Origin of the sequence: Limihaloglobus sulfuriphilus, assembly GCF_001999965.1 — a bacterium.
Lineage (GTDB): Bacteria > Planctomycetota > Phycisphaerae > Sedimentisphaerales > Sedimentisphaeraceae > Limihaloglobus > Limihaloglobus sulfuriphilus.
The window spans coordinates 133,926-150,273 of the sequence record NZ_CP019646.1 but is presented as its reverse complement, the minus strand read 5'-3'; the positions used below and the strand labels follow the sequence as shown (position 1 = coordinate 150,273).

General features: G+C 51.3%; 16 protein-coding genes. 5 read left to right on the top strand and 11 right to left on the bottom strand.

Annotation, left to right across the window (positions count from 1 at the left end; translation table 11 throughout):
• Positions 1–100 precede the first annotated feature (100 nt).
• From SMSP2_RS00560 to ybeY, 4 genes are read left to right on the top strand one after another with little or no spacing between them, the layout of a single operon-like run.
• Positions 101–952 (top strand): phosphatidate cytidylyltransferase, encoded by an 852-nt coding sequence (locus SMSP2_RS00560; protein WP_146682087.1) that lies wholly within the window; start codon positions 101–103, stop codon positions 950–952.
• Positions 953–1,005: 53 nt separating this feature from the next.
• Complete coding sequence (locus tag SMSP2_RS00555; RefSeq protein WP_222566375.1) at positions 1,006–2,004, top strand: PhoH family protein; 999 nt, start codon at positions 1,006–1,008, stop codon at positions 2,002–2,004.
• A 57-nt stretch (positions 2,005–2,061) separates the two neighbouring features.
• Positions 2,062–3,756, top strand: a complete 1,695-nt coding sequence (locus tag SMSP2_RS00550; protein WP_146682086.1) for an HD family phosphohydrolase — start codon at positions 2,062–2,064, stop codon at positions 3,754–3,756.
• A gap of 2 nt (positions 3,757–3,758) precedes the next feature.
• A complete protein-coding gene (gene ybeY / locus SMSP2_RS00545; RefSeq protein WP_146682085.1) occupies positions 3,759–4,205 on the top strand; it encodes an rRNA maturation RNase YbeY in 447 nt (148 codons plus the stop codon).
• A 21-nt stretch (positions 4,206–4,226) separates the two neighbouring features.
• Here the strand turns inward: ybeY and SMSP2_RS00540 are convergent, their stop codons facing one another.
• Together SMSP2_RS00540 and SMSP2_RS00535 are read right to left on the bottom strand one after the other, a co-directional pair.
• The gene (locus SMSP2_RS00540) at positions 4,227–4,547 is read right to left on the bottom strand and encodes a nucleotidyltransferase domain-containing protein (protein ID WP_146682084.1); all 321 of its coding nucleotides are present in this window, start codon (positions 4,545–4,547) and stop codon (positions 4,227–4,229) included.
• Complete coding sequence (locus SMSP2_RS00535) at positions 4,526–4,783, bottom strand: HEPN domain-containing protein (RefSeq protein ID WP_146682083.1); 258 nt, start codon at positions 4,781–4,783, stop codon at positions 4,526–4,528. The genes SMSP2_RS00540 and SMSP2_RS00535 overlap by 22 nt, the downstream gene beginning before the upstream one ends.
• Before the next feature lie 424 nt (positions 4,784–5,207).
• Here SMSP2_RS00535 and SMSP2_RS00530 point away from each other — a divergent pair, with 424 nt between their 5' ends.
• Positions 5,208–5,570 carry an RNA recognition motif domain-containing protein gene (locus SMSP2_RS00530; protein ID WP_146682082.1) on the top strand — a complete coding sequence of 121 codons (363 nt, stop codon included), beginning with the start codon at positions 5,208–5,210 and terminating at the stop codon, positions 5,568–5,570.
• Between the two features lie 45 nt (positions 5,571–5,615).
• Here the strand turns inward: SMSP2_RS00530 and SMSP2_RS14745 are convergent, their stop codons facing one another.
• From SMSP2_RS14745 to SMSP2_RS00490, 9 genes are read right to left on the bottom strand one after another with little or no spacing between them, the layout of a single operon-like run.
• Positions 5,616–5,762 (bottom strand): hypothetical protein, encoded by a 147-nt coding sequence (locus tag SMSP2_RS14745; RefSeq protein WP_186804772.1) that lies wholly within the window; start codon positions 5,760–5,762, stop codon positions 5,616–5,618.
• A complete protein-coding gene (locus tag SMSP2_RS00525) occupies positions 5,755–7,311 on the bottom strand; it encodes a 2Fe-2S iron-sulfur cluster-binding protein (protein ID WP_146682081.1) in 1,557 nt (518 codons plus the stop codon). Before SMSP2_RS00525 ends, SMSP2_RS14745 begins: the two co-directional genes overlap by 8 nt.
• Position 7,312: 1 nt before the next feature.
• Positions 7,313–9,661, bottom strand: a complete 2,349-nt coding sequence (locus SMSP2_RS00520; RefSeq protein ID WP_146682080.1) for an NAD(P)H-dependent oxidoreductase subunit E — start codon at positions 9,659–9,661, stop codon at positions 7,313–7,315.
• Positions 9,661–11,373, bottom strand: a complete 1,713-nt coding sequence (locus SMSP2_RS00515; protein WP_146682079.1) for an outer membrane protein assembly factor BamB family protein — start codon at positions 11,371–11,373, stop codon at positions 9,661–9,663. The genes SMSP2_RS00520 and SMSP2_RS00515 overlap by 1 nt, the downstream gene beginning before the upstream one ends.
• 49 nt (positions 11,374–11,422) lie before the next feature.
• Positions 11,423–12,748 (bottom strand): 4Fe-4S binding protein, encoded by a 1,326-nt coding sequence (locus SMSP2_RS00510; protein WP_146682078.1) that lies wholly within the window; start codon positions 12,746–12,748, stop codon positions 11,423–11,425.
• Positions 12,748–13,302 (bottom strand): 4Fe-4S dicluster domain-containing protein, encoded by a 555-nt coding sequence (locus tag SMSP2_RS00505; RefSeq protein ID WP_146682077.1) that lies wholly within the window; start codon positions 13,300–13,302, stop codon positions 12,748–12,750. Before SMSP2_RS00505 ends, SMSP2_RS00510 begins: the two co-directional genes overlap by 1 nt.
• Positions 13,299–14,327 (bottom strand): NHL repeat-containing protein, encoded by a 1,029-nt coding sequence (locus SMSP2_RS00500; protein ID WP_146682076.1) that lies wholly within the window; start codon positions 14,325–14,327, stop codon positions 13,299–13,301. The genes SMSP2_RS00505 and SMSP2_RS00500 overlap by 4 nt, the downstream gene beginning before the upstream one ends.
• The gene (locus tag SMSP2_RS00495) at positions 14,320–15,729 is read right to left on the bottom strand and encodes a PQQ-binding-like beta-propeller repeat protein (RefSeq protein ID WP_146682075.1); all 1,410 of its coding nucleotides are present in this window, start codon (positions 15,727–15,729) and stop codon (positions 14,320–14,322) included. Before SMSP2_RS00495 ends, SMSP2_RS00500 begins: the two co-directional genes overlap by 8 nt.
• Before the next feature lie 47 nt (positions 15,730–15,776).
• Entirely contained in the window at positions 15,777–16,280 is a 504-nt protein-coding gene (locus SMSP2_RS00490; RefSeq protein ID WP_146682074.1) for a four helix bundle protein, read from the bottom strand.
• Positions 16,281–16,348: the final 68 nt, after the last annotated feature.

Here is a 16,348-nt window from a genome sequence, read left to right as displayed (position 1 = left end):
CTTGCATTTGGGGTAAGTTGCCTTTAAAATAATTCTGTTTCGGGGATGTTCGTGAATATCCCCCTATTTGAAAACGGTTAAGAAACAGGAACGTAATTTAATGCTAAAATTCAGGTTGATATTCGGCAGCTTGATGCTGGCCGTGCTGTTCGGGCTTTTGTATCTCGACGGCAAGCTCAGCGAGGCAATGGTCTTTGACGGTGCTGTTTTCACGGCTCTGGTCTCATTGCTGGCCATTCCCGCACAGTTTGAAATGAGGGCATTAGCCGCCAAAAAGGGTCTTGAAGTGATGCTTTTCCCCGCAATCGCCGGCTCAATCATACTGGCGAGTGCGTTTTTCTGGCCCCAATTTGTAAAACCCGAGGTTCAAAGCGATTTCCTTATAACGTATATAACGTTCACACCGGCACTTATCGTATGTGCCGTCTTTTTTGAACAGGCGATGCGCAGGGGTTACGAATCCACAATCGCCAACTGCTCTGCAACGATATTGTCTATAATGTATTTAGGGCTTATGAGCAGTTTCATCGTCGGACTGCGAATCAAAATGGGGCTGGCGGCGCTGCTGTTTGCTATCATAACACTAAAATCAAGCGACATAGGTGCTTATACTTTCGGCAGAATCTTCGGCAAACGCAAATTTTCACCGACTATCAGCCCGGGCAAGAGCTGGGAAGGCCTTCTGGGCGGTGCGGTTTTTGCCGCGGTTATAGGCTTCTGGCTGGCCGGCTATGTGGATTTTCTGCCCAGATGGGGCGGCGCTGTTTTCGGAGCGGTATTCGCCGTTATCGGACAGCTCGGAGACCTGGCCGAATCGATGCTCAAACGCGATGCCGGCGTTAAGGACTCGGCGAACTACATACCCGGATTCGGCGGAATTCTCGACATCATCGACTCACCGCTTATCGCGGCACCGTTTGCGTATTTGTATCTAAGCATGTTTCTCAATTGAAACCGCGGCCGGCTTCCGGCATATTTATCTTTAGCTAACTTATTGGAGTTAAATTGGAAAAGATACTTAACATAGACGATAACATAGACTTACAACTCTTATTCGGCCCGCGTGATGAATTTCTCAAGATTGTCCGCGACAACCTCGAAGTGCGAATTGTAGCACGCGAGCGAAAACTCAACATCGCCGGTGAACAAGCCAACGTAGATCACGCGGTGGAGGTTTTCGCCAAGCTGATCACCAGACTCAACGCCAACCGCAGGTTTAAAGCGCAGGACATCCACGAAATCATTTTTCAGGTTCGCGGCAACATCGACGACATAAGCGGCGACGCGATAAAAGTTTACTCACCCAAAGCAATCGTAGAGCCTTTCACCCGCGGACAGATAAACTATGTCCGCACAATGCGGAAAAATGACCTGACCTTCTGCACCGGCCCCGCCGGCACCGGCAAGACATACCTGGCGGTTGCGATAGCCGTTTCAATGCTCAAGGCCCAGAAAATCCGCAAAATTGTGCTCGTACGCCCCGCCGTCGAGGCGGGCGAGAAACTCGGATTCCTCCCCGGTGATATAGAGGCCAAGGTAAACCCCTACCTGCGGCCGCTCTTCGACGCGCTGGAGGACGTGATGGAATTCGGACAGATGAAAAGATTTATGTCCATGGATATAATCGAGGTGATACCGCTGGCGTTTATGCGAGGCAGAACGCTCAACGAGGCGGTAATTATCTGCGATGAAGCGCAAAACACAACCCCCTCGCAAATGCTGATGTTTCTGACACGTCTGGGTAGAAATTCCAAGATGATAGTCACCGGAGACCTGACACAGATGGACCTCTCCAACGGCTACATAAGCGGTTTACAGGACGCGTTTTACAAACTCAACAACATGAAAGGCGTCGGCTTCGTAAACCTCGAAAAAGCAGACATTGTCCGCCACAAGCTCGTGCAGAACATAGTACATGCCTACGAGATGAGCAAAGCCGCCGGCCCCGATTTTACCCGAAGCGGGTTTGACAAACCAGATCAAATAGAGGATAATACCCAATAAACCACAAAAGCTCACAATTTGGGCTGTGGTATCTATTTTTAAATTATAGTTGAATTTATGGCAATTTTTGACAAAAAAATCAATCCGAGACGCCAGAAGTTTCGTGAAACAAAAACAGCCGAACGGGCACAGAAAATCAAAACGGTTTTCTCCCCGAAAATGAAACTCGGGCTCTTTTTCGCGTTTCTCTTCGCGCTGGCAGCAACCGCACTGATGAGCTTAGAGTTTCAGGGCGGCAGCATCGTATGGGTCGGTGCCCAGAAAACCGCCGCCCTGCTGATAGTGATATCCCTTATCACTGCCACAGCCTGCGCGTATGTTGTCTGCTTCAAGCGCCGCGTCTCCGAAAAGCCGCTAAGGACGCTGAGCATCTGCGTAATGTTTCTGCTTCTGCTGACGGTAACACGTGCCGCTTCTATTGATTATAAATGGCTAAGCCTGGTGACAGGCACGGCGGTCGTATGTGCCGTAATACTGGCAATAACATACGACCGAAGGTTCGCCTTGGGAATGAGCCTCTTTTATGTCATACTGGCGGCCCTTGCCGCGCCTCCAGAGCGAAGCGCAGAGCTCTTTGCAGTGATGATGGCTGGTGTCGCTGTCTGCTGTTTTTCGCTCCAGGACATCAGAACACGCATGAAGCTCATTGAGGTCAGCACCTATTCCGCCATGGCAGTTGTTGCCATGTCGCTGGCTTTCGGTATGCTAAAGGGCGTTAAACTGCCCGACATGATCGGCAATGCCGGCTCTGCCGGTTTCGTTACATTCTTTGTCGGCGTTATAATCCAGGGATTCCTGCCGGTGATAGAGCGTATTTTCAACATCGCCACAAGCACCACCCTGCTGTTTTACAGCGACGCTAACCAGCCGCTGCTGCGAAAGCTCGCCATAGAAGCCCCCGGTACATACAGCCACAGCCTGCTGATAGGCTCGATCGCCGAAAAAGCCGCCGAGGCAATCGGCTCAAACGGACTTCTGGCAAGAGTCGGATGCTACTATCACGACGTAGGCAAGATACAAAAGGCCGATTACTTCGTGGAAAACCAGAACGGAATGGGAAACAAACACGACTCACTCTCGCCGGCGATGAGCAATCTGGTCATAACAAACCACATCAAAAACGGTACAGAGCTGGCACGTGAGTACGGAATCCCCCCTTTGATACGCGATTTTATCTCCACTCACCACGGAACAACAGTTGTAAAATACTTTTACGAACAGGCCAAACGCAAAGCCGAGCAGCGCGGCGAGTCAGTCTCTCCAAACGACTTCCGCTATCCCGGCCCAAAGCCCCAGACAAAAGAGCAGGCTATCGTGATGCTAATTGACGGCTGCGAAGGAGCTGTGCGTGCCGCACAGGACCTGACACAGCCCAAAATCAGCGGAATTGTCCACAGCATCGCGATGCAGAGGCTCCAGGACGGCCAGTTCGACGACTGCGAAATGACGCTAAAAGAGCTCAGCTTTGTGGAAGACGAGATAATCCGTTCACTCGCGGCGCACCACCACGGACGGATAGCGTATCCGGAATCTGACGAGGACAACGGAAAAAACTCAAGGCAGAAATCCAAAAAAGCAAAAAAGAACAAGCCAAAACCCGCCGACACACAGCAGGATACAACCGATTCCGCGGCTAAAGACACCCTGCAGCAGCCAGACCGGCCGGAGGATAGTACCCGGTTACCCGCTGATAAAACCCAAAACCCCGGCGACCCGCCTGACAGCGACAAGCCCGCCGACAAAGAGGCCTGACCATGATACTCACATTTGACATAGACAATTCAGTCGAGGGGATAACTGTCCCGCAGGACAAAATCCGCAGAGCCGCCCAGGCCGCGTGCGAAAAATACGCCAAAGGCCCGGTAGATCTCAACATAGCCATCGTGGACGACGCAGCGATAAGCCGCGTGCATGGTGAGTACATGGACGACGACTCACCGACGGACGTGATGAGCTTTGACCTGACAGATGACTTCGAGGATTTCGCCAGCTTCCAGGTGATTGTAAACGCACAGATGGCACAGAGAGAAGCCGAAAAACGCGGGCACAGCTTCGATGCGGAACTCTGTCTCTACGTACTGCACGGCCTGCTCCATAACCTCGGCTTCGATGACCAGACCCAGATCGATTTCGAAAAAATGCACAACGCAGAAGACGAGATACTCTCACAAATCGGCATCGGCAAGGTGTACCGCAGCTAACCTGATACCTGCCGCCTTAAATCACGCTGCAAAAACTATCCCTTCATTTCTTGCTATTTCGAGTATCGGTCTTGAATGGTTGTTTTCCCATTCATCTTTTCCGCAGGGTATTGGTTCTATACGATTATCAGCAGAAGTTGCTTTCCATAGTTTTTTGATCAGTTGTATTTGACGGTTACCATCAAATTCCGGTGCAATTACTATAAGATCAATATCGCTTAATTCATTAGCTTTACCCGTTGCAAAAGAGCCGAAAAGTATAACTTTTTCCGGATGTATGCCCAATACTCCAAGTTGCAGCATATAATTTTTAATAGAATTCACAATTGACTGATCAACCATTCGGACATTTCCTTAACTTTGTTTAATTCCGATTCTGCAAATGATTCATTCAAAACTATTTGCTCAGAATCAGGATACCGTCCCTCTAATTGATAAACTCCAAATTCTCTTAGAAAATCAATTTGCTTTTCATCAAGAATAATTTCAGCGGTTCCCGCCAGTCTTATCAGATTGTGGATTCTTGGAGGCACCTGTTGAGTTTTTCTTGTAACGTGAGCCTTGATTGCTTTTTCCAATAGAGTATGTGTTCTCTAACATTCATAGCATATATGGTAATAATTAGATAATTATCTGTAAAGCATAATTTTACAACTAACATCTTTTGACAGGACAAACAGGATTAAAAAATCAAATAAAATCATGTTAATCCTGTCTAATTGCCATTGCTGATACCTGTCTCATGTACCGCCTTTTGCCCCTGCAAAATATGCCGCACACAAAGATTTATAAAAATTTTAGAATTTTCTTGCATCAAGACATGAAAAGTGTAAAATTACACAAAATATTTAAATCATGTATATAAATATTGGCCTTAGATAACAATTTTGGTTTCCGGCTTTTCGGCATCCAGGTGCTATCATTAGACAATTTTATAGGTGTTTGAACTTAGAAGCGGGGCACGTAAGCCCGCTGTTTTATATTATTTACAAGGAAACCATAATGAACATTTATGTAGGCAACCTTCCGTACAGCATCGGTGACGATGACCTCAAGGGACTTTTCGAAGAATTCGGAGAAGTCACATCAGCACGTGTAATCACAGACCGCGAAACCGGCCGCGCAAAAGGCTTCGGTTTTGTAGAGATGAGCTCTGATGAAGAGGGTCAAAAAGCAATTGACGAACTCAACGAGACCGATCATGACGGCAGAAGCATCAAGGTAAGCCAGGCTCGCCCAAAAACTGAAAATCGCGGCGGCGGCGGTGGATTCCGTCGTAGCGGCGGCGGTGGCGGCGGCGGATTTCGTCGCGGTGGCGGCGGCGGTGATCGTCGCGGCGGCGGTGGCGGCGGCAATCGCTACTAATCAAATTTGAATACAAGCCTCTCCTGTGATAAGCGGGAGAGGCTCTTATTTTGCCGGCATACACATTGTTGTACGGCATCCAGAATCGACTTTGAGTACGAGTATAGGATAATCACCAATTTCGCTCGAAACGTACCAGTTGCGCCTTGCTGAAAAACCGCAAATCGCAGCCTTAGCTTCAAATTTAGTCATCAATTATCGACAACGCTCCCGTAGGACACGCTTTCGCGCATTTTTTCGCAGAGCCTTTGAGTGCTTCGTTAAAGGAAGAACCAAGCGAAGCCGCAGGAATTGTCTCAAAGCCTCTTCCTGTCATCGCCAGGCCGAGCTTTTCGTGTTCGATTCGGGCGGTCTCAACACACCGGCCGCACTTGATGCATTTCCCCGGCTCGTACACAACATCCGAGCCGACCTTAACCTGTGCAAACGGCCGCTGCGGTGATTTATATTTTCGCGGCTCTGCTCCATAGATTTCACTGAGCGACTTCAGCACGCAACTATCTTTTTCGCGGCAGTCGCAGTGCAGACACCTGCCTGACTCCAAAACGGCCTGCTCTGCGTTTAAGCTGTCTTTCCCAGGCTCAACAGAAGACATCCCCACCATGCCGGTTTCAATATAAGCCGCCTTGTCCGCTTCGCTGAGTTTTGGCATACGGCTGTTAAACGGTTTTGAAATATCAGCCGGCTTACCCGAGGACAGATAGCTGTCAATCTGTAACGCGGCTTTATGTCCGTCAGCAACAGAACTTACCGCCATACGTCTCTTGCGAACCGCCCCGCCGGCAGCAAATACGCCATCAACACCTGTCCGCATGAATTCATCTGTCTTTATGCCGGTTTTAGATGTTTCAAGCCCGAACACGCCGGCATTGCCGGCAGCCATATCGCCGGCAGCGACAAGAACCGCATCATTGCCGCTTTTCAAATCATCTATTGAAACTGTTTTGCCGATTTCGGTATCGCCTTTGAATCGCATCCCAAGCCTTTCAATGACGGATACCTCCTTTTCGAGCAGTTCCCGCGGAAACTGCGAGACGCAATCGCTGTAAACCAGATTTCCCCCGGGAGTGGAATGCTTGTCATATACAATGCAGTCATAGCCCAGAGCCAGCAGATAATACGCGGCGGTAAGCCCCGCAGGGCCGGCACCGACAATAGCGACGGATTTATTTCTCGAGGCGGCCCTTTGAGGCAGATACATATCGCGGCTTTCTATGTCGGCTTCCGCCGCGTAGCGTTTTAGCCGGCATATTTCGACCGGAGAATTAAAGCTGCTCATTCGGCATATCTTCTCGCACGGCGCGGGGCATATCCAGCCTAATACGCCGGGCAGGGGTATATGAGCCTTTACGGTGGCTATGGCTTTTCGCATCTCTCCAGTATGTATCTGCCGCAGCATCAGCGGAATATCCATTCCCGCCGGGCACGCCGTCTGACACGGCCCCAGGCAATCGCCGAGATGATCGCTGAGCAGCAGCTCCAGAGCCGACCGCCGTGCATCGAGTACCTCGCCGCAGCATGTGTCAATCTCCATTCCGTCCTGTGCCTGCGCACTGCACGCCGGAACAAGCCTGTTTTTTCCAAGCTCTTTGACAACACAGACCATGCACCCGCCGCTCATCTCGCAGCCGTCCATGTGGCACATAACAGGTATCTCTATGCCGAGCTTCGCCGCGGCCTGGAGTATCGTACTGCCGGCGTCAATGCTTACCTTCTGTTTGTCTATCGTCAATTCGGGCATATCATTCTATCCTTATTGCATCCTGGGGACATGCTTTGCGGCAGATGTCACAGCGGGTGCATTCCTCGTCATTGATTTCGTGCTTCTGATACGGGCGCATTTCTATGGCGTCAACCGGGCAGTGCTGGGCGCAGATTGTGCAGCCGATACACTCGTCCGTAACTACATATTTAATGAGTTCTTTGCATTTTCCGGTCGGGCATTTGCCGTTTATGTGCGCCTCGTATTCATCGCGAAAATGGGCAATCGTGGAGAGCACGGGATTCGGCGCGGTTCCGCCCAGGGCGCAGATGCTGGTTTGTTTGATTTTTACGGCAAGCTCCTCGAGCCGTTCTATGTCGCCTGGCTTTCCCCTGCCGCAGCACAAGTCATCGAGAATATCCAGCATCCTGCGGGTACCCACTCTGCAGAAAGTACACTTGCCGCATGACTGGTTCTGCGTGAATTCAAGAAAATACCTCGCTATATCAACCATGCAGTCTGTTTCGTCCATGACCACCAGCCCGCCCGAACCCATAATCGCGCCGGCGTGTGTGAGCGATTCAAAATCCACGGGAGTATCCGCCATATCAGCCGGTATGCAGCCGCCGGAGGGCCCTCCGATCTGGACGGCCTTGAAACTCTTGCCATCGGCTATGCCTCCGCCGATGTCTTCAACAATCCGGCGTATAGTGATACCCATAGGAACCTCAATCAGACCGCCGCGGCGAATCTTGCCGGCAAGCGAGAATACCTTGGTTCCGCTGCTCTTAGCCGTGCCCAGCTTTGAAAATTCTCCCGGGCCCCGGGATATGATCCACGCCACATTTGCGTAGGTTTCAACGTTGTTTATTAGTGTTGGTTTTCCCCACAGACCGCTGGAAGCCGGATAAGGCGGCCGCAGCCGCGGAAGCCCTCGCTGACCTTCTATGCTGGCTATCAGGGCGGTTTCTTCGCCGCAGACAAAAGCCCCTGCGCCCGGGAATATATCAAGCTCGAGATTAAAGCCCGTGCCGAGGATATTCTCGCCGATCAGTTCTCTCTGACGGCACATTGCCAGCGCCTTTCGCATACGGTCGGTTGCCAGCGGGTACTCGGAGCGTATGTAGAAAAAGCCCTTACTCGCCCCGACGGCAAACGCTGCGATGACAAGCCCTTCTATAATGCGGTACGGATACGACTCCATAAGCATCCTGTCCATAAACGCCCCGGGGTCACCTTCATCTCCGTTGCAGATGATGTATTTCTCTTTGCCCTCAGCGGCTTTCACAAGAGACCACTTTGTTCCGGCAGCAAAACCGCCGCCGCCTCTGCCGCGGAGTCCGCTCCCGGTGATTTGGTCAATTATCCCTTCGGGATTCAAACCGGTCAGGCATTTTTTCAATGCGTCAAATCCGCCCAGGCGTATGTATTCATCAATATCCAGCGGATCAAGAAATCCGCAGTGCTGGGTTACGATATTTTTCTGTGCTCCGAGAAAATCACTAACCTGCTTTTCCCGCATATTCATTGGGTACTGCTCAATCCCCGCCGTGCTGTCAGGCAAAACAGCCTTGTCGAGCAGATTTGAAAATGCCCTTGACAGCCGCGATACTATCCGCGTCGGTTTGAAATGCCGCAAAATTATATCTCTTGCATCCTCGGGCATGACACGGTTATACATAAACGATTCTCCGCCGGGCATAACGATTTCCATAAGCGGCGTCTGATAGCACATGCCGACACAGCCGACATGTTTAACCTTTGCCTTTATGCCGGTATCTTCGAGACAATCACTTATGGCGGCCTCAAGCTTGCCGCTGCCGCGTGCCACACAGCAGGAACCGAGGCCAATTCGTATTTCGCCTGCAATGCTGCCTGGATCAAGCGGCTCATCTTTGTGTTTTTTGCGGCTTTTCCGGCTCTGAGCGAGAAAATCCTTTATAACCGGCTCGATAGTCTCCGCGGTCAGATGCCCGTAGGTAACATCATCTATCTGCACTGCCGGGGCAAGTGTGCAGCAGCCCAGACACGCTACTTTCTCTACCGTAAACAGACCGTCTGCGTCGGTGTCGCTGTTCTGGTCTATCTTGAGGTGCCGTTTAAACGCATCATAAACCTGGCCGGCACCCTTAACGTGACACGCGGTGCCGATACATACCTTTATAGTATGCCTGCCGGCGGGAGTGTGCCGAAAAATATCGTAAAAAGTCGTAACGCCTGTTATCTGCGAGGGGGTTATATCCGTCAGCTCGCAGACCTTTTCGAGAGCCTCTTTGGGAAGGTAGCCGTAATATTCCTGTATTGCCTGGGCAATCTGGAGCACCTTGCTCTTATGCGTGCCGGTTTCTGATATCAGCTTGTCTATGTATTTCAGGTCAATATCCGCCATCAGCCGCCGCTTTCAATACAGTAAAGATTGTCAACTCCCCGGATATAAATCCGGCCGTCCATGAAAGCCGGCGATGCGTAGCATTTTTCACCAAGCTCGCATTTATTCAGCTCTTTGTAGCCCTCTGTAATATCGGCGATATGCATCACTCCGTTTTCGCTGAGGATATAAACGGTATTGCCCGCCAGTGAAGGCGATGCAGTAAAGCCGCCCTTCAATTCCTGCTCCCACAGCATCTCACCGTCAGATGCAGCGAAACAGCCCAGGTATCCCGCCGAATCAAGCGTAAGTATAAACTCATCATTGGCTGTTGGCGAGCATGTGTCTGGTATGCTGCCGCTTGCAGTCCATTTTATGTGTGTCTCTGTCACATCGCCAGTGCCGCCTGGGTCAACCGCGACGATTTTGGAGTAGGGATGCGTTCCTATAGCGTATCCGCCTGCATATATAGGTATCGGGGCAACATCGGTTCCGAGGCAATCCGCCCGCCAGAGTTCATCGCCCGTTGCCGGGTCATAAGATATCAGCCACGGATCGCCGCAGGTCAGCAGCTGATGCGCATCGCTTACCTTAACAACAACCGGTGAGCCCCAGGAATTTGGAACCGGCCGGGGAGTCTCCCAGACCCGCACGCCGCTGATCGCGTCAAAACCGATTATCGACGATTTGTTGTCCTCTGCCATTGCCTGGTCAAACAGCACAATTATAACACCCTTGTAGATAGCCAGCGAAGAAGCGTAGCCGTACATGCTGTCAGGAATGCCAAGCCCAACGTTCCATATCAGCTTACCGTCCATATCGAAACAGCCGATATCACCCGTGGGGAAGATTCCGCATACCCTCCGCCCGTCGGTAACAAGTGTTGGTGCGGCGTATCCGGTGCCCTCTTCCATGTCGAAATCCTCGATCTGTTCGGCAGATGAAGTTGTAGGAACATCGGCCTGCCAAAGCAGCGTACCATCGTCGGCGGAGTAGCAGTAAATCTGCCGCTGGGTTTTATCCGCTCCGCTTAGAAAAACCTTGTCCTGCCAGACAACCGGCGAGTTATGCCCGGGCAGATGAAGCGGGCTTTTCCAGAGTATATTTTCACCCGACGCGCCGTTCCAGCTCTGCGGGACATTTTCAAAACTGACATATCCTCTGCCGTCACGCCCGCGGAAGCTGGGCCAGTTTTCCTGCAGCTCCTGCTCGCTTGCAATGGGCGAGAGCTGCTCTCCTTCGCCGGCCTGTCCGGGTTCTCTTCCAAGGATCAAAACAACAGCAATACCGGCAAAAGTCCCCGCAAGCAGCCATCTTGCAAGCATAGTCCGTCGGAGATATGATTGCTGGTTATCAGCGCCATGCCCGGGATGGGGAAGCCGTGATTTATGATACGACACATATTTAACCGCCGCTATAAATACGACAGAAAGCACAATCAGTGCCGCGCTGCCGCGAACAGAAACCCGCTGACGGCGGAATTTATCCTCACGCACCTGAACATCAAGCTCTCTTATCGCCGTCACAAGCTGCTGGTTTTGCGGCTCTGCCGAGAGCTGAAGTTTCATTGCCTCGAGCCGCTCAGCCCGCATTGGGTCCAGCAGCCTTATCTGCAGATAGTTCACCGCCAGCATTCCCGCTACAATCAACGCGGCTGCGCCTGAGACAACAGCTGCACGAAAGGCTGTATCAATTTTCATTTTTTGATAGCTGTTCTGAGTATCTGTATTCATATTTTCAATCCAAAAGTTTTCATAATCGCATTAACGCCTGATTGCAAATCTAACCATCTGCCGATTTTGAACCGGCAAGCAGCGTTTCAGAGCCGTTGGCCTTGCCGTGCCCGGCATGTTCTCTGGGACAGTATTTATAACACCTGCCGCATGAGAGGCAGCCGGCAGGGTTGGCGGTGTATTCTGTCCGTTCAAACCGGATACAGGTTTTTATCAGCTTGCCGCCGGCAACGGCTCCAACAAAAAGCCCCGCCAGCAGACCGCCGAAAACGAATCGCCCGCGGATATCTGCCGCCTGTTCAAACAGCTTTTCCATGTCTCCGCCTCTGCCGCGAAACGCCATGCTTGCCTCGCTGATTTCCATGCCCGGGTTGTTGTTTTCTTTTCTTACATCACTCGCCAGACTGACAGTCGGATGTCCCATTGCCCAGTTTTCTCCGATTTTTCTGCCGGAGATTCCAAACAGCATGGCAATCACCGGCAAGGCAATCACAGAGCATACAAGGGCGATTCTGGCTGATTTTGATGAATGTCCCGGCCACTTACCGGTGGGTTTTTCTATCGCGTTAAACGGGCAGGCGTCCTCGCAGAGACGGCAGTTTATACACTCATCCGGCGTTATGGACACTTTCCATTTTGTAAACCTCGATATATTCCGCAGAAGTATGCCGTACGGACAGAGAAACCGGCAGTAGGGCCTGCCGATAAACATCGCGGCGATCAGAAAGCATATACTGATCACAACCATCTTGAACTGCCCGCTGAATCGATAGAAGGCTATAAACGGGTCTTCGCGGCATATAAGAAACGCCGCTCCGGTTGCCGCGAAAAGCAGCGCCGAGGCAAGATAAATATACGCAATCAGCCTTAGAAGCTCTTCGAGCCACATCGGGATTTTAATCGGCCGCAGAAGTACAAAATCCTGTATCGCGCCGAGCGGACAGACAGAGCCGCAGAAAATCCGCCCGAAAAACAGTGCGGCTATAAGCGGCAGGGCAAAGAATAAGATAATCGGTATAGAAGCGGCGTACCCCGAGTTAAAAAATCCGTAGGTTATATTCTGTATTGAGCCTACCGAGCAGACGCAGCCCTTCTTGTAAAACCCGAAATACAGCATCGCAAATAGCATCAGTACAAACACCATCTTCCGCGACCTGAGCTTGAGGAGAAAATAGCCGCTGAGCACCAGGAAAACCGCCATCACAGCCGCATCAACATACGGCATTAACGCGGCACGCGGGCGGACGCTCGTTATCTGATCATCGGAGGGAACCTCGTGGCCGGTTTCCTGAAAATCCGGCGGCGGGAATCTCTCCACCGACATCGCCGGCAAGACCAGGCCCAGGAGCATGAATAAAAATATCAGCCTATTCATCAATGCCCCTCTTTCAAGATATACGGCCGGCTTTTTGGAACCCTTTTAAACGCCTGCGAGGGGCACTGGGCGGCGATTGCGCAATCGTTGCAGTTGAGACACCTGTCATGGCGGACCTGAAGGTATAATGAGCCGTTACCGAAAGCTCCGCAGCCCTTGACGCATTTGCCGCAGGCGGTGCAAAGCTCCTCATTTATGTGGTACTCAAAATACGGATCTTCAATAAACACCCGTTCTATCGCATTTGTTGGACACAACTGGTTTTCAGCGCCTGTATCGAGGTTTCTGGGATCCGGCTTGAAAAAACCCGTGCACAGGTCGCAGTAGCCGCACATGCCGTGCGAGTGAACGCATTTTACCGCGGATTCCTGCAAAACGCATTCAGTCTCGCATTTGCCGCACGCAATGCATTTGGCAGGGTCAAGCTGCCAGACCATTTCCTCGGATTCCTTTTGCAGGGCCGAACCTACTGCCGCGGCGCCGATGCCGGCGGCAAGCAGGCCTCTTACACCGCTCTTGAGCAGGTTTCGTCTGTTTGTCTGATTATCTTTCATCGCTCTATCTCTTTAAATACTCGTATTATATTATTTACTGTGTCCAGAATTAAAATCCTTCCATCCGCCGCCGCGGCAATGTCGAATACAACTGACTGATTTTCCGCCAGCGACTCCAGACCCGGATAACCGTCGTAGAACTGGCCGGGCCCGGCAACAGCGCCGACAAAAACTCCGTCAGGGTCATAAACCTTTGCCCGCATAATTCCCTTTTCCATGGTTACAAAACTGTTATCCGGCAGTATTGCGAAGTTTGCAGGGTTGCAGCAGCCGCAAAAGCCGGTAACACCGCTGGAATATTCGCCCCAGAAAAACTCCAGGTAACCGTCAAGCGTATATGCCTCTATACGGTGGCGGCCGGGATTCACAACCCTCAGCAGGCCGTCACCGGCAACAGCCAGATCAAAATACGGGCTGGGAATAACAAAACCGGAAATACCGAGCTCTTTATTTTTCTCACCGATTGTTCTGACAAATGAGCCGTCTTTGTTATAGTGCAGCACAGCCTTGCTGCCGGCGTCGGCGGCTAAGACATGTTCTTTATAAACGTCAATACTGGTAAGCACGGACTTATCGCTGTACTGCGGCCAGTCAACGCTGCTTTGCGTTTGCGGATCATAAACGCTGATATAACTGCCCATGCAGATATAAATCCGCCCCTGCTGTGAGACTGCCAGAGTTGTGGGCGTATCGTCGAGATTGATCTGCTCTATGAATTTAAGATCGCTCGAAAACACCCTTACCGCTTTATCCCCGCAAATATAGACCTTGCCGTCAGGTGCCGTGTATATCGCTCTTGATTCTTTGAAACCGGCAGGTACCGCCGGCAGCTTCTCGGCGTGGGTTATCAGCTCAGGATCGATATTGCGGTATTTCTGCATGTCATAGACCGGCTCTGCCGGCCCGCCGCTGCCGAGACTTCCCGATATGTCATAGCTGACAAATACAAACAGCCCTGCGGCCGCAAGAGACGCTATTAAGATACCGACGATAATTTCTGTTTTTGCCGCCGCGTGCTTATTCATCACCAAGCCCCCCTTCGGTTATATCTATGCATACCATACGGTTCATATCCCGCAGCAGGAGCCTCCCGTCGGCAACCGCCATGGGTGCCCAGGAGTCCGGCCCCTCCAGCAGTTTTGCCCTGGCGAGCATCTGGTAACCGGCCGGCTGGGCCGCCGCGATTGTTACCACGCCCGAATCGTTCATCAGGTACAGATTAGAATTTATTATCATATAGGGGCCGAGGCCGAATTTTTCATTGCTTGAGCTGGTCCAGATTACCCTGCCGGAAGTATCAAGGCATACGAGCTGACCGTCCGGACGAACGCCGTATATATAGCCTTCAAAAAAAACGGGTGTCTGCTGCGCCGAGCCGAATGTGTCGGCCTCAATGCTCAAGATGGGTTTTATATCGATACTGCCCTCATTGTCATAAAGCTGGGCAAACATGCTGCCGGCGTTGTAGCCGCCGGAGAAAAATATCTTGCCGCCGCCTAAGTCAACGGGCGAAGGGACGTTTGCAATGCGTATCCTCCACATGTCAGTTTTGAAGAGCAGCTCGCCGGTATCGGCCGCTATCCCGACCACGCCGCGGCTGGCGCAGTAGATATAGACATCTTTACCCATAAAACTAACAGGCAGAATAGAGGAATGCGTCATATCCCAGTCATCGGGGTTGGGCGTATCCCAGATAATATCTCCGGTTATAAGATCAATCGCCATCATCATACATGTTCCCGCCGGGGCTATTATTGTGCGGTCGCCCTCGATTATCGGGCACTGCCCGGCATACCACTGGGGCACCTCAGTTCCAAACTCGGCGACGAGGTTTTTCTTCCAGATCAGCTCACCGGTCATCGAATCCAGACATGTCAGATGGCATTTAGGGCCCAAAGCCACCAGGAAATTATCGTTTACCGCGGGAACGGTGCGGCTCATTCCGTGATTTCGTTTTATGTTTATCGGGTATGAATAACGCCATATTTCCTCGCCGTCGGCAAGTGAGAGACAGCGGATAGCGTCTTTCTGGTTCTCTCTGTCATAATCGACGATATACACACGCCCCTTATGCACGGCGGCGCCGGCGTAGCCCTCACCAAGGGCAATATCCCACAGCAGCGGCGGGCCATGATCCGGCCAGCTCTGCGATAGCGGCATATCCTGAGTGCTTATAATATCAAGATTCGCGCCGCGGAAACACGGCCAGCTGCCGTTGAGCTCGGCGGCAGCGCCGTCAAAGGTCTCGAGTGTGCCGACAACCTCTGCCGCGATTTCTGCCTGGGCATTTTCCGGCCGGCCGTCAAGCCCCGGAAGCCGCTGGGAAAAGCCGCTTGTCCGGTCGCCGCGAACCAGCCACAAAAACAGCACTACGCTGCCGACAAGTACCGCCGCGGGTATAAGTTTTGATATAAAAAAATCTTTCATATATTTTATTTTTTAAAGCCCAGGATTGAAATCTCAAATTTCAAATCTCAAACAATAGCCCCTCCGCGTTTTTCTCGTGCATCTTCAACCATTTTATCGATCTTCTGCATAAACGCATCAGCCCTTTTCTCAGAATCATAGACAGCTTTGGAATTGCTGTTGAGATGCCTCTGTCCGGCAATGTTGATGTTTTGAAGACTGTTTGCCCAGCCGCGAATCTGGCGTGCAATGGATTCGGATTTTGATTTGAAATTTGAAATTTCAGATTTGAGATTATTAAAATCGCCCATCATATCCATAACACAAAGCATAGAACGCACTTCTCCGGCAGAACCGCGGGCGTAGTAAAGAAACGCAAGCAACTCGCTTGTTGTTCCACGTTCGAAACCTTCGGCGATGTTGTTTGATATTGAGAGGGCTGCACGCTGGAGCTGATTGGCCAAATCTCCTTTACCACGGAAAACCGTTTGACTGCTCCACCTGTATATGTCCGCCGCGAGGGATGCGGCATCTTTCCAGACGGGCAACTCTTCGAATCGGTTATACTTCATGGAGTATTTCCTTTATTTTTCTGAATATTTTGCATAAAAACTAAAAATATTATCTGAAATTTCAAATC

Excerpts from the sequence above, each read along its gene's own strand:
- SMSP2_RS00515 (WP_146682079.1), bottom strand. The coding sequence starts at position 11,373 with ATGAATACAGATACTCAGAACAGCTATCAAAAAATGAAAATTGATACA.
- SMSP2_RS14745 (WP_186804772.1), bottom strand. The coding sequence starts at position 5,762 with ATGACTAAATTTGAAGCTAAGGCTGCGATTTGCGGTTTTTCAGCAAGG.
- SMSP2_RS00495 (WP_146682075.1), bottom strand. The coding sequence starts at position 15,729 with ATGAAAGATTTTTTTATATCAAAACTTATACCCGCGGCGGTACTTGTC.
- SMSP2_RS00510 (WP_146682078.1), bottom strand. The coding sequence starts at position 12,748 with ATGAATAGGCTGATATTTTTATTCATGCTCCTGGGCCTGGTCTTGCCG.
- SMSP2_RS00500 (WP_146682076.1), bottom strand. The coding sequence starts at position 14,327 with ATGAATAAGCACGCGGCGGCAAAAACAGAAATTATCGTCGGTATCTTA.
- SMSP2_RS00490 (WP_146682074.1), bottom strand. The coding sequence starts at position 16,280 with ATGAAGTATAACCGATTCGAAGAGTTGCCCGTCTGGAAAGATGCCGCA.
- SMSP2_RS00550 (WP_146682086.1), top strand. The coding sequence starts at position 2,062 with ATGGCAATTTTTGACAAAAAAATCAATCCGAGACGCCAGAAGTTTCGT.
- SMSP2_RS00560 (WP_146682087.1), top strand. The coding sequence starts at position 101 with ATGCTAAAATTCAGGTTGATATTCGGCAGCTTGATGCTGGCCGTGCTG.
- SMSP2_RS00530 (WP_146682082.1), top strand. The coding sequence starts at position 5,208 with ATGAACATTTATGTAGGCAACCTTCCGTACAGCATCGGTGACGATGAC.
- SMSP2_RS00520 (WP_146682080.1), bottom strand. The coding sequence starts at position 9,661 with ATGGCGGATATTGACCTGAAATACATAGACAAGCTGATATCAGAAACC.
- SMSP2_RS00505 (WP_146682077.1), bottom strand. The coding sequence starts at position 13,302 with ATGAAAGATAATCAGACAAACAGACGAAACCTGCTCAAGAGCGGTGTA.
- SMSP2_RS00525 (WP_146682081.1), bottom strand. The coding sequence starts at position 7,311 with ATGCCCGAATTGACGATAGACAAACAGAAGGTAAGCATTGACGCCGGC.
- SMSP2_RS00540 (WP_146682084.1), bottom strand. The coding sequence starts at position 4,547 with ATGGTTGATCAGTCAATTGTGAATTCTATTAAAAATTATATGCTGCAA.
- ybeY (WP_146682085.1), top strand. The coding sequence starts at position 3,759 with ATGATACTCACATTTGACATAGACAATTCAGTCGAGGGGATAACTGTC.